Annotated in this window: 15 protein-coding genes; 13 read left to right on the plus strand and 2 right to left on the minus strand. The window is 35.5% G+C overall.

What is annotated here, in order from left to right:
- The first annotated feature begins 2 nt into the window (after nucleotides 1-2).
- The 10 genes from IR010_RS13875 to IR010_RS13920 all read left to right on the plus strand — a co-directional run bounded on the left by IR010_RS13875 (nucleotide 3) and on the right by IR010_RS13920 (nucleotide 19,965).
- Nucleotides 3-1,580 carry a RagB/SusD family nutrient uptake outer membrane protein gene (locus IR010_RS13875; RefSeq protein ID WP_194604658.1) on the plus strand — a complete coding sequence of 526 codons (1,578 nt, stop codon included), beginning with the start codon at nucleotides 3-5 and terminating at the stop codon, nucleotides 1,578-1,580.
- A gap of 20 nt (nucleotides 1,581-1,600) precedes the next feature.
- Nucleotides 1,601-2,455 (plus strand): hypothetical protein, encoded by an 855-nt coding sequence (locus tag IR010_RS13880; protein ID WP_194604661.1) that lies wholly within the window; start codon nucleotides 1,601-1,603, stop codon nucleotides 2,453-2,455.
- Nucleotides 2,456-2,552: 97 nt separating this feature from the next.
- Complete coding sequence (locus IR010_RS13885; protein ID WP_194604663.1) at nucleotides 2,553-5,042, plus strand: glycoside hydrolase family 2 TIM barrel-domain containing protein; 2,490 nt, start codon at nucleotides 2,553-2,555, stop codon at nucleotides 5,040-5,042.
- A gap of 65 nt (nucleotides 5,043-5,107) precedes the next feature.
- A complete protein-coding gene (locus tag IR010_RS13890; protein ID WP_194604666.1) occupies nucleotides 5,108-7,507 on the plus strand; it encodes an alpha-xylosidase in 2,400 nt (799 codons plus the stop codon).
- Between the two features lie 435 nt (nucleotides 7,508-7,942).
- Nucleotides 7,943-9,946, plus strand: coding sequence for a glycoside hydrolase family 97 protein (locus tag IR010_RS13895; protein ID WP_194570204.1), 2,004 nt, complete (start codon nucleotides 7,943-7,945; stop codon nucleotides 9,944-9,946).
- A gap of 161 nt (nucleotides 9,947-10,107) precedes the next feature.
- Nucleotides 10,108-11,688, plus strand: a complete 1,581-nt coding sequence (locus tag IR010_RS13900; protein WP_194604668.1) for a GH39 family glycosyl hydrolase — start codon at nucleotides 10,108-10,110, stop codon at nucleotides 11,686-11,688.
- Nucleotides 11,689-11,730: 42 nt separating this feature from the next.
- The gene (locus IR010_RS13905) at nucleotides 11,731-13,968 is read left to right on the plus strand and encodes a glycoside hydrolase family 3 C-terminal domain-containing protein (RefSeq protein WP_194570208.1); all 2,238 of its coding nucleotides are present in this window, start codon (nucleotides 11,731-11,733) and stop codon (nucleotides 13,966-13,968) included.
- A 14-nt stretch (nucleotides 13,969-13,982) separates the two neighbouring features.
- A complete protein-coding gene (locus IR010_RS13910; RefSeq protein ID WP_194570210.1) occupies nucleotides 13,983-15,212 on the plus strand; it encodes a glycoside hydrolase family 5 protein in 1,230 nt (409 codons plus the stop codon).
- Between the two features lie 135 nt (nucleotides 15,213-15,347).
- On the plus strand, nucleotides 15,348-17,297 hold the full coding sequence (locus IR010_RS13915) for a sialate O-acetylesterase (protein WP_194570213.1): 1,950 nt from the start codon (nucleotides 15,348-15,350) through the stop codon (nucleotides 17,295-17,297).
- 250 nt (nucleotides 17,298-17,547) lie between these two features.
- The gene (locus tag IR010_RS13920) at nucleotides 17,548-19,965 is read left to right on the plus strand and encodes a glycosyl hydrolase family 95 catalytic domain-containing protein (RefSeq protein ID WP_228515169.1); all 2,418 of its coding nucleotides are present in this window, start codon (nucleotides 17,548-17,550) and stop codon (nucleotides 19,963-19,965) included.
- Between the two features lie 80 nt (nucleotides 19,966-20,045).
- On the opposite strand, the gene IR010_RS13925 is transcribed toward IR010_RS13920, so the two are convergent.
- Nucleotides 20,046-20,585 (minus strand): CvpA family protein, encoded by a 540-nt coding sequence (locus tag IR010_RS13925; RefSeq protein WP_194570217.1) that lies wholly within the window; start codon nucleotides 20,583-20,585, stop codon nucleotides 20,046-20,048.
- A 241-nt stretch (nucleotides 20,586-20,826) separates the two neighbouring features.
- Here IR010_RS13925 and IR010_RS13930 point away from each other — a divergent pair, with 241 nt between their 5' ends.
- From IR010_RS13930 to IR010_RS13940, 3 genes are all read left to right on the plus strand, one after another.
- Entirely contained in the window at nucleotides 20,827-21,183 is a 357-nt protein-coding gene (locus IR010_RS13930; protein WP_029270935.1) for a hypothetical protein, read from the plus strand.
- 110 nt (nucleotides 21,184-21,293) lie between these two features.
- A complete protein-coding gene (locus IR010_RS13935) occupies nucleotides 21,294-22,313 on the plus strand; it encodes a phenylalanine--tRNA ligase subunit alpha (protein WP_029270933.1) in 1,020 nt (339 codons plus the stop codon).
- Between the two features lie 97 nt (nucleotides 22,314-22,410).
- The gene (locus tag IR010_RS13940; RefSeq protein WP_029270931.1) at nucleotides 22,411-22,818 is read left to right on the plus strand and encodes a hypothetical protein; all 408 of its coding nucleotides are present in this window, start codon (nucleotides 22,411-22,413) and stop codon (nucleotides 22,816-22,818) included.
- A 236-nt stretch (nucleotides 22,819-23,054) separates the two neighbouring features.
- Here IR010_RS13940 and IR010_RS13945 read toward each other — a convergent pair whose 3' ends face one another.
- Nucleotides 23,055-24,050, minus strand: a complete 996-nt coding sequence (locus IR010_RS13945) for an NAD(P)H-dependent glycerol-3-phosphate dehydrogenase (RefSeq protein WP_029270929.1) — start codon at nucleotides 24,048-24,050, stop codon at nucleotides 23,055-23,057.
- Nucleotides 24,051-24,404 lie beyond the last annotated feature (354 nt).

Consider the following 24,404-nt stretch of genomic DNA (forward strand, 5'->3'; position numbering starts at 1 on the left):
CGATGAAACGATATATAAAATTATTTGCCCTTTCAAGCTTATTGGTTTTAGGAGCTTGTTCGGAAGATTTTTTGGAAAATGAACCATACACAGATAAAGTAACTGAAAATTTTTATAAAACGCCAGCGGATGCTTTTGAAGGATTAGTTGCTGTTTATGATGTATTACAGCGTGAGGCTTACGGCGGACCGCTTATTGTGAGCGAGCAGGCATCTGATGATTGCTTTGGAGGATTTGGTATTGCCGATCCAGCTGGAGATTTAGAGTGGGATCGCTTTTTATACACGATCGATAAAGATATGAATGCAAATATCTGGACTACTTCTTACTTAGGAATTTACAGAGCAAATATCTTATTAGAAAATTTAGATAAAGTAAATTGGGGAGCCAACACCGCTTTAAAAACACAATACGAAGCTGAAGCACGTTTTTTAAGAGCGCACTTTCATTTTCAGGCAGCAAAAATGTTTGGCGATATTATTCCGCTTGACCATACGGTTACAACAAGCGAATTTGAATTGCCAAGAGCTACTCCTGATGTGACTTATGCGTTAATTGCAAATGATTTAAAATTTGCTGCTGATAACTTAGGTCCTGAAAATTATTCTCAAAAAGGAAATGCAAATTACGGTCGTATTACAAAATGGGCTGCTGAAGCCTATATCGCAAGAACATTTTTGTTTTACACAGATTATTACAAAAAAGCTGATTTAGCTGGTGTAATTACAAAAGCGCAGGCTGTAACTTATATTAATGATGCAGTAAGCAACAGCGGACACGGATTAGTGGCTGATTTTGCGAACCTTTGGCTTGCAGCTTCTTTTGAAAATTTTGCAGGAGAAGATAATACTGAAATGGTTTGGGCGGTTCGTTTTAACGGATCGGGAAAAGGAAACTGGGACTTACACGAAGGAAACCGTTTTCAGGTTAACATTGCACCGCGTGGTGGAGCTATCGGAAAATATGCAACCGGATGGGGAGGAGCAACTGTAAATCCAGATTTATATAATGCTTATGAAGCTGGAGATACTCGTAGAAATGCAACTATCATTAGCTATGCTGATGAAAACTTAAATTTTGATGCACAAGCAAGAGAACAACGCCAGTACACAGGATATTCTTGGAAAAAATATTGCCCAATTACCAATGCAGCTGGAACTGCAGTTGTTGAGGCTAACGGAGGAAACTTCCAAATTGATAATTACCAAGATTATGCAATCATTCGTTATGCAGATGTTTTATTAATGGCAGCCGAATTGAACTTAGGAACAAATGCCGGATTAGCGCAAGCAGATTTAGATAAAGTTCGTGACCGTGCTTTCAAAAACACAACGCACAGAATTGCGGTTTCAAAAGCAGCTATTTTGAATGAACGTCGTTTAGAATTAGCTCTTGAAGGACAACGTTATTTCGATTTGATCAGACAAGGAGTTGATGTTGCAAAAGCAGCAATCGATAACACAGATGCTGATTCTCAATTTAATGTGACTTTCAGAACTGAAACTTTAGGCTGGTTTCCATTGCCACAATCTCAAGTAATACTTTCTAATGGTACAATCAAACAAAATCCAGGTTGGTAATTAACTAAAAACAAATGATTATGAAACGTATACTATATATATTAATAGCTGCTGTAACCATCGGTTCGTTATTATTCTCATGCGAGGCTGTAGAAGATCGCGAGAGTTTGCCTGCGGTAACTTTAACGCCGTCGACACTTAAGTTTTCTGTAACTCAAAATGCCGCAAATAAAAATCAAATTACTTTAAAAAGTGATGATCCAACTGTAATTCCATATTGGAAATATGTTGATGGAAACGGAAACGAATTAGGACATTCTAACAAAAGCAGTGACAATGTAGTTTTTCCTTTCGCAGGAAAATATACTGTTTATTTCACAGCATACACAAGAGGAGGCTCTGTAGATGCAGCTCCTGTAGAAGTATTGGTAGATAAAAATGATGCTACTTACTTTAATGATCCTAAATGGAACATGCTTACAAATGGGGTAACAGGTAAAACTTGGGTATTAGATTTTACAGATCCTGTTGGTTGGGCTGGTTTAGACTACCCAGCAGCGTCTGGAGATAACTGGAGCTGGCTTCCAGATTATGCAAGCAATTCATGGGTTATGGCAAATAAAAATTGGGGACAAATGTATTTCGACTTAAATGGCGGATACAATACAAATGTCACACAAACTGCAATTGCAAACGATACGCAAACTACAAAAAAAGGAACTTATACTTTTGATATTGCAAATAACAAACTAATCTTTAATGGTGGAGTTGAAATGCTTTACGGTGGCGATTATTATGGAGATGTAAGCAACTGGTATAGTGTAAAAGTAGTCGAATTGACTGCAACATCGTTAAGATTAGCCGTTATTAGAGATAAAAGCCGTACTGGCGAAGGTGTTTGTTTAATAGTGTTTCATTACAAACCAAAACCTTAAATTTACTTAAATATATAAAACTAACCGGTAGGTGATTGGTACAGTCGCTTACCGGTATGTTTATATTTGTTTTTCAAAAACTATAAATTATATCAAAATGAAGAATAAAGGAAAGTATTTAAGGAGCGGGCTGTCATTAGTAATGTTGGCAGGAATTATAATATTCAATTCTTGCAGTAAAAAAGAAGAAGCTTTCAGCAACCGAAAAGTTTCTTTTAATTCAGATTGGAGTTTTCACTTAAATGATAGTATTGCAGATAAAGATACTATTGGAGCATCAACAAAATGGAGAACTTTAACTGTTCCTCATGATTGGAGCATCGAAGGGAAATTTGATGAAAAAAGTCCTGCCGGATACGGAGGCGGAGCGCTTAACGGAGGTTTAGGCTGGTACAAAAAAACATTCAAAGTAAATGCCGCAGACAGCAGTAAAGTAACTTCAATCATTTTTGATGGCGTTTACAGAAATAGTGAAGTCTGGGTAAACGGACATTATTTAGGAAAACGTCCAAACGGATATATTGGTTTTCAATACCAAATTTCTCCATACTTAAATTACGGAGACAAAAACAATGAAATTATTGTAAAGGTTGACAATTCAAAACAACCTAATTCACGCTGGTATTCTGGTTCTGGAATTTTTAGAAATGTCTGGATCGAAACCACTGATAAATTGCATGTTGCACAATGGGGTACTTATGTAACAACTCCAAAAGTTACGGTTCAAAAAGCTTCGGTACAATTTGAAACTACTGTTCAAAATCAAAACGCAGCTTCAAAAAAAGCAACTGTAACCACAACTATTTATAAAGAAGATACAAAAGTAGCATCGGTTACTCAAGATATAACAATTGGTGCAAATGCCAATCAAACAATTAAGCAGCAAACAGAAGTTGAAACTCCTGTTTTATGGTCTGTTGAAAAACCAGAACTGTATACAGCAGTTACAGCAATTTCGGTTGATAATCAAATTATAGACGAATACAAAACTAATTTCGGGATCAGGGATTTTAAATTTGATTTAAACAAAGGTCTCCTTTTAAACGGAAAACAAGTTAAAATTAAGGGAGTTTGTATGCATCATGATTTAGGCCCGTTAGGTACTGCAATCAATACGCGCGCGATCGAAAGACAATTAGAAATCTTGAAAGAAATGGGTGTAAACGGAATCAGAACTTCTCACAATCCGCCCGCTCCAGAACTTTTAGATCTTTGCGATAAAATGGGTTTCATTGTCATGGATGAAGCATTCGATATGTGGAAACAATCTAAAACCAAATACGATTACGGAAATGATTGGGATAAATGGCACAAGAAAGATTTAATCGATCAATTGCTTCGAGACCGTAATCACCCGAGTATTTTTATGTGGAGTATTGGAAATGAAATTCCACAGCAGTGGGACGAAAGCGGTGTTATAATTGCCAAAGAATTGGCAGGCATTACACGTCAATACGATAAAACACGTCCGATAACGGCTGCCATGAATCCGCCAGTTAATATGAATCTTGATGGTATCGATTTGCAGTTTGATAAGGCAGCAGTTCAATACAATAAAATTGCAGCTTCTGGTGCTTTAGATATTATTGGTTATAATTACGCCCATCAAACGTATGAATATCATCAGAAGAATTTCCCAAAAACACCATTTATTGCTACTGAAACAACATCGGCTTTAGAAACTCGCGGTTATTACGACGAAAGTTCAGATTCGATTAAAAAATGGCCAGTAAGATGGGATCTTAAATTTACAGACGGAAATCCAGGAAACACTGTTTCTGCTTATGATCAGGTGCAGGCGCCTTGGGGTTCTACGCACGAAGCAACTTGGAAAATTATTAAAAAACACGATTATCTTTCTGGAATGTACATTTGGACCGGATTCGATTATATCGGAGAACCAACTCCTTATGAATGGCCATCAATCAGTTCTTATTTCGGAATTGTAGATTTAGCTGGTTTCCCGAAAGACGTTTATTATATGTACCAAAGCGAATGGACGAATAAAACAGTTTTGCATTTGTTTCCGCATTGGAATTGGAAAGCTGGACAAACCGTAGACGTTTGGGCTTATTACAATAATGCAGATGAGGTTGAACTTTTCTTAAACGGAAAATCAGTTGGAGTTCGCAGTAAAAAAGGAGAAGAGCTGCATGTAATTTGGAAAGTTCCTTTTCAAGCCGGAACATTAAAAGCGGTTTCTCGTAAAAACGGAAAAACAGTTTTAGAAACAGAAATCAAAACTGCTGGAAATCCATCAAACTTAAAATTGACAGCAGATAGAAGTACGATTAAAGCAGATGGAAATGATTTGTCGTTTGTAACAGTCGATATTTTAGATGCAAACGGAACTTTGGCTCCAAAAGCAAATAACGAAATTAACTTTTCTTTAAAAGGAAACGGAAAGATTGTGGGAGTCTGCAGCGGAGATCCAGTAAGTCACGAATCGTACAAAGGTTCAAAACATACTGCGCTTAACGGGAAATGTTTAGTAATTGTTCAGTCGGATACTAAATCAGGAAGATTAGAATTAACCGCTAAAGCGAATGGATTAAAACCTGCAACGATCGTAATTACAGCAGAATAATAATTTACACTCCTAACAGGTTTCCAAAACCTGTTAGGACAACTAACATATAGAATTACTAACAAATGAAAAACACACAACTAAAAGTATTGTTTTCCATCTTCATGTTTGGATTTCTTGCTATGCCAAAAGCATCAGCACAGATCCAGAACGCAGATGTATTAAACGCTCCAATAGATATCAGCAAAGATTTTCAGAACTATCTGAACACTTTTTATTTTGCTGATGAACTAGCATCTTTTGATCCGGCAACGGGAAAAGGAACTATAAAATATTTGAGATACAATTATAAAACGCGTCAGGCTTTCAACAATATGATGATGAAGCCAGATGTGGAAAAGGCAAATGAATTCCCAACAACGGAATATGCGGAATCTCCTGTTTTGCCATTTGAAATTCAGTTTGTTTCAGATCGAACTATCCGAATCAAAACCACTTCGGGACCACAATTTCATCCAGAAAAAGAGTCTTTAATGCTGATTAACGGTGTTGCGCCAAATCATCCAGAATTATGGAAATATTCTAAAATTGAAGGCGGTCATAAATATACCAGCAAACATGGAGTTGTAGAGATTTTATCAAAACCTTGGCACGTAAAAATTTACGATGAAACAGGGAAATTGTTAACGAGTACACTTCACGATTCTGATTTTAAAAATACCTATACACCAACACTTCCGTTCTCGTATGTGCGCAGAAACAGCGATTATTCAAGAAGTATGGGCGCGGCTTTCAGTTTAGAGCCAGATGAAAAAATATTTGGCTGTGGAGAATCTTTCACTCAATTCAACAAACGCGGTCAAAAAGTAGTTTTATGGACAGATGATGCGAACGGAATTCAGAATGAAACAATGTACAAACCTGTTCCGTTTTATATGAGCAGCCGTGGTTACGGAGTTTTCATGCACCATTCAACGCCAATTACTGTTGATTTTGGAAGATATTACGGAAGCGCAAACGAAATGTACATTGGAGATGATGAAGCCGATTTATTTTTCTTCATTGGTGAACCAAAAGATATTCTAGACCAATACACAGATTTAACCGGAAAAGCAGCAATGCCACCACTTTGGTCATTTGGTTTCTGGATGAGCCGTATTACGTATTTCTCTGAAAAAGAAGGACGTGAAGTAGCAAAAGATTTGCGTAAATATAAAATCCCAACAGATGTTATTCACTTTGATACAGGTTGGTTTGATGTAGATTGGAGAAACAATTATGAGTTTTCTAAAGATCGTTTTCCAGATGCTCAAAAAATGATGTCTGATTTAAAAGATGATGGTTTTCACGTGTGTTTATGGCAGTTGCCTTATTTCTCACCAAAGAATACATTATTCAACGAAATCATGGATAAAAATCTTGCAGTAAGAGACCGCAAAGGAAATCTTCCTTATGAAGACGCGGTTTTAGATTTCTCAAATCCTGAAACCGTAACTTGGTATCAATCAAAATTAAAGCATTTGTTCGATCAAGGTGTTTCTGTTTTTAAAGTAGATTTTGGAGAAGCTGCACCACCAGATGGAATTTACCATTCAGGGCGTACAGGTTTCTACGAGCACAATTTATATCCGTTAAGATACAATAAAGCTGTTGCTGAAATTACCCAAAAAGAAAAAGGATATACTTTAATCTGGGCGAGAAGTACTTGGGCAGGATCGCAACGCTACCCATTACATTGGGGCGGAGATGCTGAAACTACAAACGGTGCAATGTCGGCAGAATTAAGAGGCGGACTTTCATTAGGTTTAAGCGGTTTCAGTTTTTGGAGTCATGATGTGGGTGGATTTGCAACAAAATCGCCGGAGAATTTATACAGAAGATGGGCACCATTCGGAATGTTTACTTCGCACGTAAGAAGCCACGGCGAACCTCCGCGTGAACCTTGGTTGTACAGTAAAGATTTCTTGGAAGGATTTAGAAAAGCAGATAATATGCGTTACGAATTGATGCCTTATATCTACGCTCAAGCGAAAGAAAGTTCTCAAAAAGGATTGCCAATGATGCGTGCCTTATTTGTAGAATATCCAAACGATCCCGGAGCTTGGCTGGTTGATAATGAATATTTATTTGGTTCAAGCATTTTAGTTGCACCGCTTTTTGAAGAAGTGACAGAAAGAGATGTTTATCTTCCAGAAGGAACTTGGATTGATTATCAAACTAAAAAAGTATACCAATCAGGATGGCATAAAATTAAAGCAGGCGAAGTGCCAATTGTAGTTTTAGTAAAAGACGGAACGGCATTGCCTCATATCGCTTTGGCACAATCTACAAAAGATATGGATTGGAGTAAATTAACGCTAAAAGTATATGCAAGCGACAAAACAACTTCGGCGACAGCCAAAGTATTTTTACCAGAAGGCGACGCAGTTCAGGAAATAAAAGTCACAAAAAGTGGAAACAATTTTGAAGTAACACCAAATGCATTGACAGGAAAAACCACTTTTAAAACGGAGTGGGTTAAATAAAAAAATTAGTCACAGATTGTACAGATTAAAAGGATTAAAATTTGCAAAATCTGCGAGAAAAATATTTAAACACATAGAAACATAGGTTTTTATTTGTGAATAAAAGAAGTTAGAAAGAAACTAGTTTCTCACACATAGTCTATGTTTGTTTAAACTAGTGGAACGCCTTTTTGAAGTTTCCAAAGAGCTATGATTCTATGTGTTTTAAAAAAAATAGCCACAGATTAGCCAAGTTAAAAAGATTGAAAAATCTGCTCGATCTGCCAAATCTGCGAGAGAAATAAACACAGAATTTAAAGAAATCATTAAAATCCTTTACTCTGTCAGAAAAAATAATCCCAACAGAATAAAAAATAAGTTAGTTTAAGTTGAGTCTTTTTAAATCGGATGAGATTTTCGCATCCGATTTATAAAAGACGAATTAAGAAAGAAAACATGAAAAAATATCTAGTTCTTCCAGCTGTATTATTATCAATTACAATTGGTTATAGTCAGAAAAATAAAAATGCTTACGAATTGGCTTCGCCTAATGGGCAGAATAAAATAAAATTCGAATTAGTAAAAAACGCTCCCAAATATGCTGTTTCACACGGAAAAACCGAAGTGATTACACCATCGGATATGGGTTTTTTATTAAAGGGAAATGAAAATTTAAGCTCAGATTTCGAAATCAAAAGTGTAAAGAATTCAACATTTGATGAAACTTGGGAACAAGTTTGGGGAGAAAAGAAAAACATTAGAAATCACTACAATCAGTTAGTAGTTGATTTACAGCAAAAAACTGGCAACAAACGAAAGCTGCAAATTCAATTTCGTGCTTTCGATGACGGAATCGCGTTTAGATATGTATATCCAAAACAAAATGTAAAAGACAGTATTTTCATTATGGATGAAAAAACGACTTTTAACTTAAAAGAAGATGGAAAAGCATGGTGGATTCCGGCAAACCGAGAAAACCGTGACGAATATCTTTTTAAAGATGCAGCAGTAAGTACTTTAGATACTGTTTTGACACCGCTTACAATTGAAAGCAAAAGCGGATTGGCCTTGAGTTTTCACGAAGCAAACTTGGTAGATTTTGCAAGTATGACTTTGGTAAACACACAAGGAACACAACTTAAATCAGATTTAGTGCCTTGGGCTGACGGAGTAAAAGTACGCGTAAAAGACACTTTTACCTCTTCTTGGAGAACGCTTCAAATTGGAGAAACCCCAGCAGATTTAATTACTTCTTATTTGATTTTAAATCTAAACGAACCAAATAAATTAAAAAACACAAGCTATTTTAAACCGTATAAATACTTCGGAATTTGGTGGGGAATGCATATCGGGAAATATACTTTTTGGGAAAGCGAAAAACAAGGCGCAACAACCAAACATGCAGAAGAATATATCGATTTCACGGCAAAAGAAGGGTTTCACCATTTATTGATCGAAGGCTGGAACAAAGGCTGGACGCCGGCTTGGTATGAAAATCACATGCACATGTTCAGTTTCACCAAAAGTGCAGATAATTTTGATTTAGAAAAAGTAGTCGATTACGGAAATAAAAAAGGAGTAGCACTAATTGGATATCACGAAACAGGTTCTAACTTAATTAATTATTTAAAAGAAGTTGACGAAGGTTTTGCATTATATAAAAAATTAGGAATGCACTCGGTTAAAATTGGCCATGTGGGGTCTAAATTAAACATGAAAGAAAACCACTTCGGACAATTTGGGGTAAACTATTTCAGATATATTTTAGAAAAAGCAGCGCAATATGATTTAGCAGTTTTATATCACGAATCAATAAAAGACACCGGAGAGCGCAGAACTTTTCCAAATATGGTTTCTAGAGAAGCGGCAAGAGGACAGGAATACAACGCTTGGAGCGAAGGAAATCCGCCAAATCACTTAACAATTATTCCGTTTACAAGATTGCTTTCTGGACCAATGGATTTTACTCCGGGAATTTTTGATGTTGAGGTAAAACAAGGTTTTCCAGGAAAGAGAGTGCACGGAACGGCTGCACAGCAATTGGCTTTGTATGTAACAATTTATGCGCCAATCCAGATGATGGCCGATCTTCCTGAGAACTACGAAGGAAAACCAGCATTGCAATTCTTAAAAGATGTTCCAACAGATTGGGAAGATACTAAAGTATTAGAAGGATCAATTGGGCAATATATTACAACAGTTCGTAAAGACAGAAACAGTGCCGATTGGTATTTAGGAACTATTACAAATGAAAATGCAAGAGATGTAAATGTTTCTTTATCATTTTTAGACCCAAATGCAACTTACGAAGCACAGATTTATGCTGACGCAGAAGGAACTGATGAAACACATAATCCGTCTGCTATAGCAATTTCTAAGAAAACAGTTAAAGCGTCAGATTCATTAAAATTACATTTAGGCGGTGCTGGAGGAACAGCAATCAGATTTAAAAAATTGTAATTTATAGATTGTCAAACGCAAAGATTAGATTTTAAATATCCTAACAGGTTTCCAAAACATTTTAGGTATTAAATCAGAGACGTTAAAATTAATTTGAATATTGGATCGGTAAAACAATACCTAACAGGTTTCGAAAACCTGTTAGGAAATAAAAAAATCAGATGAAAAATTTTTCAGCAATACTATTTATTACAGTAATTCTAATCAATATTAATTTGTTTGGACAAAACAATAATGCTGAAAATCGAATCATAAAAGTTGATTATAAGAAAGAGGCAGGAAAATTAAACACCATGTTTAAAGAATGTATTGGCGCCGGAAGAGCCAATGAGGGTTTGCGCGCCGATTGGCAGCAGCAATTGGCAATGGTCAAAAAAGAATGTGATTTTAAATACATCAGAATGCATGGTTTATTGTCTGATGATATGGCCGTTTACAGAGAAGATTCAAAAGGAAATCCAGAATACAATTACCAATATATTGATGCTTTGTATGATTTTATTTTAAGCATAAAAATGAAACCTTTTGTAGAATTGGGTTTTATGCCATCGGCATTGGCCAGTGGAAGTCAGACGATTTTTTGGTGGAGAGGAAATGTTACGCCTCCAAAAGATTATAAAAAATGGGAAGATTTAATTCGCAATCTGACACAGCATTTTACAGAACGTTATGGAGCAGATGAAGTAAAAACTTGGTATTTTGAAGTTTGGAACGAGCCTAACTTATCTCCAGGTTTCTGGACGGGCACTCAGGATGAATATTTTAAATTATACGAGCACAGCGCACGCGCAATAAAAAGTGTAAATACTGCTTATAAAGTGGGCGGGCCAGCAACTGCCGGAGCAGCTTGGGTTCCGGAAACAATTGATTTTTGTGCAAAAAAGAATGTTGCGTTAGATTTTATTTCGACACATACTTATGGAGTAAAACAAGGGTTTTTAGATGAATTTGGAACAACAGGAACCGTTTTAAATAAAGATGAATCAAGTATCAGCGGTGATGTTATCAACTCACGTACACAGATTTCAAATTCGGCTAAGCCAAAATTAGAATTGCATTATACAGAATGGAGTTCATCTTATACACCAGCAGATCCTATTCACGACAGTTATCATTCAGCTGCTTATATTTTGCAAAAATTAAAACAAGTTGGCAATGCCGCAAACTCCATGTCATATTGGGTTTTTACTGATATTTTTGAAGAAGCTGGGCCACGATTCACGCCTTTTCATGGCGGATTCGGATTATTGAATACGCAGGGAATTAAAAAACCAGCTTATTTCTCTTATTATTTATTAAATAAATTAGGAGAAACAGAACTTCAAAACAAAGACACTTCTTCATGGGCTTCTAAAAATGCAAAAGGAGATGTTCAATTATTATTTTGGGATTTTACAAACACGCATCCAGGAGATTCTGTCAACAATCAAACCTATTATGTTCAGGATTTGCCATCAAAACCAAAGGGAAGTATTAAAATTGAAGTTGAAGGTTTGGCAAAAGGCAATTATAAATTAGAGATCTACAAAGTTGGATATAAAGTCAATGATGCTTTCGCAGATTATCTGGCAATGGGCAAACCAACTCAGCTGACAGCCAATCAAGTAAAAACGATCAAAGAAAAAAATAATGGTGATTTGCTTGCGACTGAAAAAGTAAGTATTGACTCAAAAGGCAAGTTTAGCAAAGATTTTAAGATTAATGAAAATGATGTTGTCTTTTTCAATTTTGTAAAACAATAAACTATCAATAACCACAAAAAAACTATAAATAATTTATCAAGTATGAAAAATAAAATGATATACCTCTCAGTTGCTATGGCTTTTGCGTTGTTTACTTCTTGTAAAAAAGACGTACAAAGTTCAAATGCTGATTCGGCACAGACAGAAGAACATCAAGGAAAAGAACTAGGTTCTGAATTTGATGCAGAAATTGATAAACTTGTTTCTCAGCTTACACTTGAGGAAAAAATTGGAATGCTGCACGGTAACAGTATGTTTAGTACGGGCGCTGTAGAACGTTTGGGTATTCCAGAACTAAAAATGGCTGATGGACCTCTAGGAGTTCGTGAAGAAATTTCGCGTGACAATTGGGCTCCAGCAGGTTTAAAAGATGATTTTGCAACATATTATCCAGCCGGAGGCGGTTTAGCTGCAACTTGGAATACAGAAATGGCTTATACTTTTGGGAACAGCGTTGGTCAGGAACTGCGTGCCAGAGACAAAGACATGCTGCTTTCGCCAGCAATTAATATTGTGAGAACGCCGCTTGGAGGAAGAACGTATGAATATATGAGCGAAGATCCGTTTTTAAATAAAAAAATTGCAGTGCCGTTAATCGTTGGTTTACAAGATAATGATGTAATGGCTTGCGTAAAACACTTCGCAGCAAACAATCAAGAAACCAATCGTGATTTTGTAGATGTACAAATTGACGAGCGTACGCTTCGTGAAATCTATCTTCCAGCTTTTGAAGCTTCTATAAAAGAGGCTCATGCATATAGCGTAATGGGCGCTTACAACAAATTTAGAGGAGAATATTTATGCGAGAATGATTATATGCTGAATAAAATTCTTCGTGATGAATGGGGATTTAAAGGTGTTGTAGTTTCAGATTGGGCTGCCGTTCATTCTACCGTAAAATCATTGAACAGCGGTTTAGATATTGAAATGGGAACTCCAAAACCATTCAATGAATTTTTCTTGGCAGATAAATTAATCGCCGCTGCAAAAGCGGGCGAAATTTCAGAAGCAGAAATTGATGTACACGTAAAAAGAATCTTGCGCGTATTATTTCAAGTAAAAGCAATGGGAGGCAAAGACCGTGTGAAAGGAAGTATTTCTACTGAAGCACATTATCAAGATGCTTACAAAATTGCTGCAGAAGCAATCGTTTTATTGAAAAATGACAATAATGCATTGCCTTTAAAATTAGACGGAGTAAAATCTATTGCGGTAATTGGAAACAATGCAATGAAGAAAAATGCTCTTGGCGGATTTGGCGCTGGAGTAAAAACAAAGAGAGAAGTAACGCCTTTAGAAGGTCTGAAAAACAGACTGCCTTCATCAATCAAAATCAATTATGCTGAAGGATATCTTGAGCGTTACGACGAGAAAAATAAAGGAAAATTAGGAGATATTACGCTAAATGGTCCAGTAACAATTGACCAATTAGATCCAGCTAAATTTCAAGAAGCTATTGAGGCAGCAAAAAAATCAGATGTAGCGATCATTTTTGCTGGTTCTAACCGTGATTATGAAACCGAAGCTTCTGACCGCAGAAATTTGAAATTACCTTTTGGACAGGAAGAATTAATTAAAAAAGTATTAGAAGTAAACCCAAGAACAATTGTCGTTATGATTGCGGGAGCTCCTTTTGATATTAACGAAGTGAGCAAAAAATCTTCAGCACTAGTATGGAGCTGGTTTAATGGTTCTGAAGGCGGAAATGCCTTAGCAGACGTTTTATTAGGAAAAGTAAATCCGTCAGGAAAACTGCCTTGGACGATGCCTAAAAATATTATGGATTCTCCTGCACATGCAACTAACAGTTTCCCTGGTGGAAAAACAGTTCAATATGCTGAGGGAATTTTGGTAGGATACCGTTGGTTTGATACTAAAAATGTTACGCCTTTATATCCTTTCGGATACGGATTATCATACACCACTTTTGCTTTCGATAATGCTAAAGCAGATAAAGATTCTTATAACGCTAATGAAACCATCACCGTTTCTGTTGATGTAAAAAACACTGGAAAAGTAGATGGAAAAGAAGTAGTGCAATTGTATGCGTCTAAATCAGATTCAAAAGTAACGCGTGCTGCAAAAGAATTAAAAGGATTCAAGAAAGTAGAAGTAAAATCTGGCGGTTCGAATACAGTAACCATTAAAATTCCAGCTAAAGAATTGGCATATTATGATGTAGCTTCTAAGAAATGGGTAGTTGAATCAGGAAAATACACATTGAAAATTGGAAATTCTTCTAGAGATATCAAAAAAGAAATTGTTGTAACAATTAAGTAAAAAAATCCAGCGACATGAAAAACACTGTTAAGAGTTCCTTGTTTAGTGCGATTTTGTGCTTGTCTTTTTTAAGCCTTTGGGCATGCAGTTCTGATAAAGATCCAGAAAATACAGCGCCAGTTGTTGGTTTATACCCAAGTTATAATACAAATCCAATTGCTGCAGATGCAAGCGGAATGGGAAGTACAGCCGTTCAATTGGCAGCAAAAATAAAAATAGGCTGGAATATCGGAAATACTTTAGAAGCAACCGGCGGTGAAACGGCTTGGGGAAATCCAAAAGTTACAAAAGCATTAATTGATGCGGTTAAGGCTAATGGCTTTAATGCTATCCGAATTCCGTGTTCTTGGAACCAATATTTATCAAACAGTACAACGGCACAGATAAAAACAGAATGGCTGGATCGCGTAAAAGAAGTCGTTCAGTATTGTGTGGATAATGATATGTATGTTGTAGTTAATATTCACTGGGACGGAGGCTGGCTCGAAAATAACATTACCGAAGCCAAAAAAACAGAAAACAACGCCAAACAAAAAGCTTTTTGGGAACAAATCGCAACACACTTACGTGGATTTGACGAGCATTTGCTTTTTGCCAGTGCCAACGAACCAGCGGTTGAAGACGCAGCTCAGATGGCAGTTTTAACGTCATATCATCAAACTTTTATTGATGCTGTTCGTTCTACTGGCGGTAAAAACGCATATCGTACTTTAGTAGTTCAAGGACCAACGACAGACATTGAAAAAACAAATAAATTAATGCTGACGCTTCCAACGGATAAAGCCGTGAGCCGAATGATGATAGAAGTTCATTATTATGCTCCATGGAATTTTGCGGGTTTAACCAAAGATGAAACCTGGGGCAAAATGTTCTACTATTGGGGAGCAGGTTTTCACTCGGCAACAGATACGGAACGAAACGCAAGCTGGGGAGAAGAAGCTGATTTAGAGAAAAATTTCAAACTAATGAAAAGCCAATTTGTCGACAAAGGAATTCCTGTTTTATTGGGAGAATTTGGTGCAATTCGCAGAAGTACCTTAACGGGCGATGCCTTGACCTTGCATTTAAATTCAAGAGCATATTATTTAAAGACAGTTGTCAAACAAGCCAAAGCAAATGGTTTATTGCCTTTTTATTGGGATGAAGGAAGTACTGGAAACAACGGTTTCGGGATTTTCAAAAGAAGCGATAATACTGTTTTTGATACTCAAGCGCTAAACGCCCTGATTGAAGGATTGAAATAATATTTTTTAAACCATATAAGTGATATAAGTAATTTTAAGTTGCATAATTTGTGAGCTTATTTTTACTTATATCACTTATATGGTTTAAATTTATCAATTGTTTATAGGTTGCCTTATTCTTTTAAAATAAAAAAAATGAAAAAATATACAGTCTTTGTTTTAATGTTTTGTGGCATAATTGCAAATGCAAATGTAAAAATGCCTTTATTGTTTTCTGACGGAATGGTTTTGCAGCGCAACAAAGAAATTCCGGTTTGGGGCTGGGCAGATGCTAATGAAAAAGTAGAAGTTCATTTTAATAATCAAACTAAAACCATTCAAGCAGATAAAAGCGGGAAATGGATGATTAGTCTAAATCCTGAAAAAGCCGGAGGTCCTTTCGAATTAATCATTATAGGAAAAAATAAAATTGTCATAAAAGATGTTTTGGTTGGAGAAGTATGGATTTGCAGCGGACAATCGAATATGGAATTTCAGGTTTTTAAAACAATTAATTCCGACAAAGAAATAGCCGATTCTAATTATCCAATGATTCGCCATTTTGGTGTAGCGCAAGATTTAAGCGGTAAACCAAAAGACGATTTGAAAGCAGGAAAATGGGAAGTTTCTAACAAAGAAAATGTTGGCAATTTTACAGCAGTTGGTTATTATTTTGCTAAAAAATTATACGCTGAGTTAAAAATTCCAATCGGAATTATCAATACTTCTTGGGGAGGAACAAATGTAGAAACATGGACAAGCCGAGAAGCTTTTGAAAAAAGCAAGGATTTTAAAACAATGATTGCTGATGTTCCAGCATTAAACATAGATTCGATTTCAAAATTATATGCAACGCGTATGAAAGAAAGAGTCGAAAAAATTCAAGGAACTCCGGTAAGCACAGAAAATGAAAATACTTTCAAAGAAGCTTCGTTCAACGACACAGCTTGGGGCGAACTCAATACGCCAAGTTTATGGGAAAATCAGCCTTTAGGCGATTTAGATGGAATTGTTTGGATGCGAAAAACAATAACACTTTCTGCAGAAGACAGTAAAAATAAAGCAACACTTTATCTTTCAAAAATCGACGACGAAGACATTACATATGTAAACGGAATCGAAATTGGAAAAAACACACAATGGGATGCCAAACGCGTTTATGAAGTTCCTGCAAATATTTTAAAAGAAGGTTTAAATGTCATCGCAGTCAGAATTGTCGATAACAGCGGCGGTGGCGGCATTTACGGAGATGCAGCCGATTTAAAACTAACGCTCGGATCGAAAATTATGCCGCTTGACGGAAAATGGAAATACAAAGTTATTGTCGTAAAAACCGCTTTATCGCCAAACAGCTATCCTTCATTATTGTACAATGCAATGGTAAATCCTTTGGTTCCGTATGCTTTCGAAGGCGTTTTGTGGTATCAGGGCGAAGCCAATGTCTGGAGAGCCAATCAATATAAAAAAGCATTTCCTTTAATGATAACAGATTGGAGAACAAAATTTAAGCAAGGCGATTTTCCTTTCTATTTTGTTCAATTATCAACTTTTAATGAATTTAACGGAAACAGTAAAGTTGGCAGTAAATGGGCCGAACTCCGCGAAGCACAATCAGAAACGCTGCAACTGAAAAACACCGGAATGGCGGTAACAACAGACATCGGGAATGCAAAAGACATTCACCCAACAAATAAGCAGGATGTCGGTTTGCGTTTGGCAGCAATTGCGTTGAACAATGTATACGGCAAAAAGCAAGTTTTTAGCGGACCAACATATAAATCTCAGGAAATAAAAGGCAATCAAATCATTCTTACTTTCGATAATATTGGTTCAGGATTAACAGCTTCAGACAATTCAGAAAACGTAAAAGGCTTTGAAATTGCTGGTACTGATAAAGTTTTTCATGCCGCGAAAGCGATAATAAAAAACAACAAAATCATTATTTCAAGTGATCAGGTTCAAAATCCTGTTGCAGTACATTACGGCTGGGCAGATGACGATACGGAAATCAATCTGTTTAATAAAGAAAAATTTCCAGCATCGCCTTTTAGAACTGATAATTGGGAAATGATTACGGCAAAAGAAACATACAAAGTCAGCAAATAAGGGCGTGACCATATTTACAAAAGGCGCTATTTAAGAGGCCGCTTATGTGCGCCTTTCGCAAATACGGTCGGGCTATCCGCGCTACTTCGGTAGCCAGCTCCTATCCCTCACGCGCAAAAAAAATGTTCCATTGGAACAATTGGTTGGTAACAACGGATGAAATCCGTTGATCAAAATTAAAAATCACAATAATGTTTCTTTGGAACATATGATTGGTAATTTTAAACGTTGCAATATGAATTCAAAGCTCATGAAAAAAACATTTATCATCTTACTTTTTACATTTTACTATACAAGCATTTCTGCGCAATCCACGCATGTTTTATGGTACAATCAACCGGCAGAATTTTTTGAAGAAAGCTTGGTTTTAGGAAACGGAAAAATGGGCGCAACTATTTTTGGAGGCGTCAATTCAGATAAAATCTATTTGAACGATGCCACGCTTTGGTCGGGCGGACCTGTAAATGCAAACATGAATCCAGAAGCTTATAAAAATCTTCCGGCAATTCGCGAAGCATTAAAAAACGAAAACTACAAACTCGCCGACGAACTCAATAAAAAAATCGAAGGAAAGAATTCTGAATCGTACGCACCGCTTGGAACTTTAGAAATTACAAATTCTAATAAAGGAAAAGTTTCAAATTACCGTCGTGAACTTGACATCTCTAATGCGATTTCAAAAGTGACTTACGAAATAGATGGAGTAAAATTTACACGCGAATATTTTGTTTCTGCACCAGATCAAATCATGATTATCAAATTGACAAGCAGTCAAAAAGGCGCCTTAAATTTTGAGATTAATTCAAGCAGTTTATTAAAATCAAATGTCGAAGTAAAAGATAATGTTTTGGCAATGAACGGAACAGCGCCGGTTCATGAAAATCCAGGTTATCCAGGCACAAACGCTTATCTTTCTAATGAGCAATGGAAAGATTTAAAAGAAAACGGCAGCACTACAAGGTTTACTTCTTTAGTAAAAATCAAGAGCGTTGACGGAACTATTATAAATACAAATAAAACTTTAGGCTTAAAAAACGGAACTGAAGCTTTAATTTATGTTTCGATCGCTACAAGTTTTAATGGTTTTGATAAAAATCCGGCAATTTCTGGATTAAACAATAAAGAAATTGCGACGAAGAGTTTAAAATCAGCGTTGTCAAAATCGTTCGATAAATTAAAAACCGCACACATTGCAGATTATCAAAAATTCTTTAATCGCGTAAATTTAGATTTAGGAAAAACAACAGCTCCAGATTTGCCAACAGACGAGCGATTATTGCGTTACTCCGAAGGAAAAGAAGATAAAAACCTAGAAATTCTATATTTTAATTTCGGACGTTATTTGCTAATCAGCAGTTCAAGAACTATAGGAGTTCCAGCTAATTTGCAAGGAATTTGGAACCCGCATCTAAATCCGCCTTGGAGCAGTAATTATACAATGAACATTAATTTGGAAGAAAATTATTGGCTTGCTGAAAACACCAATCTTTCAGAAATGCATTTACCTCTTTTAAGTTTTATAAAAAATCTTTCGGTAACCGGAAAAGTGACAGCAAAGACTTTTTATGGAGTGAATGAAGGCTGGGCCGCAGCGCATAATTCAGACATCTGGGCAATGACAAATCCGGTTGGACAATTTGGAAAAGAAGATCCAAGCTGGGCTTGCTGGCCTATCTCTGGTGCGTGGCTTAGTACGCATATTTGGGAACACTATGTTTTTTCACAAGACAAAAATTATCTGAAAAATGAAGGATATCCAATTATGAAAGGTGCTTCGCAATTCTTTTTAGGATATATGGTTGTAGATAAAAACGGAAATTTAATTACATCTCCATCAACTTCTCCAGAAAACAAATACATTGCGCCAGATGGTTTTATTGGAGCAACAATGTACGGAGGAACAGCTGATTTGGCGATGATAAGACAATGTTTTGAAAAGACAATTAAAGCTTCAGAAATTTTAAATATTGATGCTGATTTTAGAGCAAAACTCCAAACAGCACTTTCTAAATTTCATCCGTACCAAATTGGCAAAAAAGGAAATTTGCAGGAATGGTATTTTGATTGGGAAGATCAAGGCCCGAAACACCGTCATCAATCGCAATTATTCGGACTTTTTCCTGGTGATCATATTACGCCATTAAAAACGCCAGATTTGGCCACAGCTTCAAGAAAAACACTCGAAATAAAGGGAGACGAAACAACCGGCTGGTCAAAAGGCTGGAGAATTAATCTTTGGGCAAGGCTTTGGGACGGAAATCGTGCTTACAAAATGTATCGCGAATTACTTCGATATGTAGATCCTGACGGAAAAAAAACCGAAAAACCAAGAAGAGGAGGAGGAACATACCCCAATTTATTCGACGCGCATCCGCCATTTCAAATTGATGGAAATTTTGGAGGCGCTGCAGCTGTTGCAGAAATGCTGGTTCAATCTAACGAAAACGAAATTAGATTGCTTCCCGCTTTGCCAGATGCATGGGAAGACGGAAATGTAAGCGGAATTTGTGCTCGCGGCGGTTTTGAAATTGCAATGACTTGGGCCAATAAAAAAATTGAAAAAGTTACAATCTTTTCTAAATTAGGAGGAAAAACAACTTTGATTTTTGGTGGTAAAAACCAAAATGTCACTTTGAAAAAAGGAGAAAAATTAGAAGTGAAAATCTAAATTTTATTTTTAAAAAAGGTGTCATACTGAGCGAAGCTGAAATTTTTTAAGTATAAACTTGCTCAGTATGACAAATTAAATTATTCTTTTTTAGAAGTTTCTTCAGAATTTTTAGCATGTTCTTTCTTAAAAGTATCATACCATTTTTCAATTGAAGGATAAACAAAAGCTGCTACTTTTTTTACCGGATTATAAAAAATAGAATTGTCTAAAGTTTCCTTTTTGGCAAAAGTATTGTTGAAGTTTATTTTCTCGAAAAAGGCAATAAAAATACTCATAATTAAGATGGTTTTTAAAACCCGGAAAAAACCGCCGCCTAATTTATTGGCCCATCCTAAAAAGGCAAAATCAGCAATTCCGGTAAGGATTTTGGCTAAAAAATAAACGCCAACAACAACCAAAATAAAAGTCAGAATAAACGCCGTAACCTGAATTGTGTTTGGATTCCAGGAAACATGTTTTCCGATAATTTCTTTCATTAAAAAAGAAAATTTAATCGCAATGTAAATTCCCAACAACAAAGAAACAAAAGAAGCGATTTCTACAAAAAGCCCATTTTTTATGCCTTTATATAAACTGTAACACAAAATTACTCCAAAAATAATATCAAAAAGGCTCATATTTTCTATGTTTTATTGAGGCGCAAATATATATCTTTTTTTAGGTTCAAAGGTTCAGGGTTACAAAGGTTCACGGGTTTTTATCTTTTTTTTTTGACTACTTCTTTTAGATAAAGTTAAATCTATGTTTTGATCTGGTTAATTTTTTGATGCCTTTGAATTTGAAGTACGTATCTTTGCAAGCTAAATTTTATGGTTTCTGAATTTATAATTCACAATTCATAATTCATAATTAAAAGAAATGTCTAGAGATACACAACTAAAAGAGCGCTGGGAAAAGCTCGTCGATATATTATCCAATCAGTTTTCGCAAGGAGAAGATTTAGATTTAGATGCCATAATTTACCTAATTGGAGTTCAGGAACTAGGAAAAGTGCACCGTGAATTCAAAAAAGATGAAAAACTAAACCTGATGCATATCGCTATTTGTAGATTATTAGAGCCGTATGGTTTTTATGAATTCGATTTTTTTGATGCTGAAGGATGGCCGCATTATAAAGTAAAAGAGGAATTACCGCCTTTAAAAGCTGGCGAGCAATCGGTTTTGATGAAAGAAGCCATTGTGAATTATTTTTTAGAACGTGAACTTATTGAGTAATTTTTAGTCGCAGTCGCAGTTTTCATTTCAATTAGGGCTGAAAACTGCGACTGCGACTGTGCACTTTAAACTAAAAACACTAAATTTGTATTCTCAATTATTGAAGGAAAATGATAGATAAGATAAAACAACATATAGAGGAAGCCAAATCCTTTAATGATAAAAATAAAGAATCCTTAGAGCAATTCCGTATTAAATATTTAGGCAGTAAAGGTTTGTTGAAAGAACTTTTTACGGAGTTTAAAAATATTCCAAACGACCAAAAAAAGGACTTTGGACAGGTTATTAATACCTTAAAAGCAGTTGCTGAAGAAAAAGTGAGAGTTATTCAAGAAGAACTTGAAAGCAAGGAAGAAATCAAAGGTGTTTTTGGTGATTTAACACGTGCTGCAGAACCTGTAATTATTGGTTCGCGTCATCCTATTTCGATAGTTAAAAATCAAATTATAGATATTTTTGCCAATATTGGTTTCAATGTTTCTGAAGGTCCAGAAATTGAGGACGACTGGCATAATTTTACTGCATTAAACTTGCCAGAATATCATCCGGCTCGTGATATGCAGGATACATTTTTTATTCAGACAAATCCTGATGTGCTGTTGCGTACGCATACATCATCTGTTCAGGTGCGTTATATGGAAAATCACAAACCGCCAATCCGTACTATTTCTCCGGGACGTGTTTTTCGTAATGAAGCAATTTCGTCACGTTCGCACTGTATTTTCCATCAAGTAGAAGGATTGTACATTGATAAAGATGTTTCTTTTGCAGATTTAAAGCAAACGCTGCTTTATTTCACAAAAGAAATGTTCGGTAAATCGAAGATTCGTCTTCGTCCGTCTTATTTCCCTTTTACAGAACCAAGCGCTGAAATTGATATCTATTGGGGTCTAAAAACCGAAACAGATTATCGTATCACAAAAGGAACGGGATGGTTAGAAATTGGAGGATGTGGAATGGTAGATCCTAACGTTCTTAAAAATTGCGACATCAATCCTGATGAATATAATGGTTTTGCTTTTGGAATGGGAGTAGAGCGTATTGCAATGCTTTTATACCAAATTGGTGATATTCGTATGTTTTACGAAAATGATGTTCGTTTCTTAGAGCAATTTAAAGCAAATATATAATTTAGGCATAAAAGTCATAAAGTCGAAAGTTAAAAGTCCCAAAATAAGGCTTTTGACTTTCGACTTTATGACTTTCGACTTTTAAACTTTGACTCATATGAAAAAAGATATAACAATCCCTGAAGTAGAAAACGTATTTCTAGCTGCAGTTCAAGAATGGAGCGACGATTTTATGGAAAAAGTATGGTACGCTTATCTTGTAAACGACAGCGATTTTAATTTAGACAGTGTTATGGTCGTTTCAAAAGCATTTGGAACAATTGATGGCGAAATGAAAAAAACATCTGTTTTGCGTCACGCATTTGTTGAAGTTCCAGCTGTTTCAGTCGTAAAAATCGAAATGATAGAGAAAAGCCTTTTGGTTTTAAACAATGAATTCATGGTAACTTTCTTCATCGGCAACACTTTGTACGACAAGAAATTCATCTTCAAATCAAAACTTATAAATGAGGAAAATACGGAAGAAGTGCCGATTTTGTTTGTTGAGGGGATCATGGTGAAGTAGAGTGTTGAAAGAGGAAAGAGGAAAGAGGAAAGAAGCAAGAAGCAAGAGAAAAGAAGAAAGAGAAAAGACTTCTCTGTACTGAAATAAAAAAGAGCCAAACTGAATTTCAGTCTTGGCTCTTTCTTCTTTATTCTATTTAAGTCTTCTTTAGTCTCTAGTCTTGGTTCTCGCTTCTTTCTTTTATTTAAGTCTTCTCTAGTCTTGGTTCTTGCTTCTTGCTTCTTTTCACTAAAAAACTAATCTAAAGATTCCGTTAATTTCTTAAAAACAGATTTAGCATCTTTACCTTCGTATAAAATACTGTAAACGGCATCAATAATTGGTGTTTTTGCGCCGTAACCCTGATTTAGTTTGTATGCACTTTTTGTTGCGTAATACCCTTCGGCAACCATGCTCATTTCCATCATAGCACTTTTTACCGTATACCCTTTTCCGATCATATTTCCGAACATTCTATTTCTGGAGAAAACAGAATAACCTGTAACTAATAAATCGCCCAAATAAGCAGAATCATTAATGTTACGTTTCATTTTATGTACTTTTCTGATGAATTTTTTCATTTCACGAATTCCGTTACTCATCATAACCGATTGGAAATTATCTCCATAACCTAAACCATGTGCAATTCCGGCAGCGATGGCGTAGATGTTTTTAAGCATTGCGGCATATTCAGTACCAATAATATCGTCTGAAATTTTGGCTTTAATATAATTTCCAGATAAAGATTTTGCAACGATACAGGCTTTTTCAGGATCTCCACAAGCAATTGTTAAATACGAAAGTCTTTCTAAAGCCACTTCTTCAGCATGACAAGGACCTGTAATAACTCCAATATTATAATATGGAATGTCGTATTGAATATGAAAGTGTTCTCCAACAATTAAACTCGTTTCAGGTACGATTCCTTTAATGGCTGAAAATATGATTTTGTCAGCTAGTGAAACCGTCATATTTTTTAATTCAGCATCTAAAAAAGCAGATGGAATGGCAAAAATGATATAATCTGCATATTCAATTGCCTCGTTTATATTGTTAGTTAATTTAAGTTTTTTAGTATCAAATTCTACCGAACTTAAATAATTTGGGTTGTGTTTGTATTTTTGAATGTGCTCGATTGCAGCGTCATTACGCATGTACCACGCAATTTCAGGTAGATTTACGCATAACATTTTTGCAATTGCCGTTGCCCAGCTCCCTCCTCCAATTACTGCAAATTTTAAATTTTCGCTCATTATTTTAATAATTTAAAACAAAAGTACTTAATAATGTAGTAATAACACAAAATCTAATTTAAGAAATTTTTGAAATGGCAGGAAAGACAGTGGTTTTCAAGAAGTTTTGAAAAAATAAAAAATTATTCAACTTCGATACAATAAAAATTAAAACATTGCGTTTTAACTGTTTATAAATTAGAATTTTAATGAGTTTAACACGAATTGAGTTAGTTAGTTTTGTTTTAGTATTTTAAAAAGGCGTTCCTAAATAAATTAAGAACGCCTTTTTTTATAAAATTCCATTATTTTTAAATTCTAAATTCCAAGTGTTTGCATATTAAAGTTTAATTTCAAATAAAAATCCAAATCAAA

It is taken from the genome of Flavobacterium sp. MR2016-29 (assembly GCF_015350695.1).
In the GTDB taxonomy this organism is placed as follows: Bacteria; Bacteroidota; Bacteroidia; order Flavobacteriales; family Flavobacteriaceae; genus Flavobacterium.

Excerpts from the sequence above, each read along its gene's own strand:
- IR010_RS13880 (WP_194604661.1), top strand. The coding sequence starts at position 1,601 with ATGAAACGTATACTATATATATTAATAGCTGCTGTAACCATCGGTTCG.
- IR010_RS13900 (WP_194604668.1), top strand. The coding sequence starts at position 10,108 with ATGAAAAATTTTTCAGCAATACTATTTATTACAGTAATTCTAATCAAT.
- IR010_RS13915 (WP_194570213.1), top strand. The coding sequence starts at position 15,348 with ATGAAAAAATATACAGTCTTTGTTTTAATGTTTTGTGGCATAATTGCA.
- IR010_RS13890 (WP_194604666.1), top strand. The coding sequence starts at position 5,108 with ATGAAAAACACACAACTAAAAGTATTGTTTTCCATCTTCATGTTTGGA.
- IR010_RS13935 (WP_029270933.1), top strand. The coding sequence starts at position 21,294 with ATGATAGATAAGATAAAACAACATATAGAGGAAGCCAAATCCTTTAAT.
- IR010_RS13895 (WP_194570204.1), top strand. The coding sequence starts at position 7,943 with ATGAAAAAATATCTAGTTCTTCCAGCTGTATTATTATCAATTACAATT.
- IR010_RS13925 (WP_194570217.1), bottom strand. The coding sequence starts at position 20,585 with ATGAGCCTTTTTGATATTATTTTTGGAGTAATTTTGTGTTACAGTTTA.
- IR010_RS13905 (WP_194570208.1), top strand. The coding sequence starts at position 11,731 with ATGAAAAATAAAATGATATACCTCTCAGTTGCTATGGCTTTTGCGTTG.
- IR010_RS13910 (WP_194570210.1), top strand. The coding sequence starts at position 13,983 with ATGAAAAACACTGTTAAGAGTTCCTTGTTTAGTGCGATTTTGTGCTTG.
- IR010_RS13885 (WP_194604663.1), top strand. The coding sequence starts at position 2,553 with ATGAAGAATAAAGGAAAGTATTTAAGGAGCGGGCTGTCATTAGTAATG.
- IR010_RS13945 (WP_029270929.1), bottom strand. The coding sequence starts at position 24,050 with ATGAGCGAAAATTTAAAATTTGCAGTAATTGGAGGAGGGAGCTGGGCA.
- IR010_RS13940 (WP_029270931.1), top strand. The coding sequence starts at position 22,411 with ATGAAAAAAGATATAACAATCCCTGAAGTAGAAAACGTATTTCTAGCT.
- IR010_RS13875 (WP_194604658.1), top strand. The coding sequence starts at position 3 with ATGAAACGATATATAAAATTATTTGCCCTTTCAAGCTTATTGGTTTTA.
- IR010_RS13930 (WP_029270935.1), top strand. The coding sequence starts at position 20,827 with ATGTCTAGAGATACACAACTAAAAGAGCGCTGGGAAAAGCTCGTCGAT.
- IR010_RS13920 (WP_228515169.1), top strand. The coding sequence starts at position 17,548 with ATGAAAAAAACATTTATCATCTTACTTTTTACATTTTACTATACAAGC.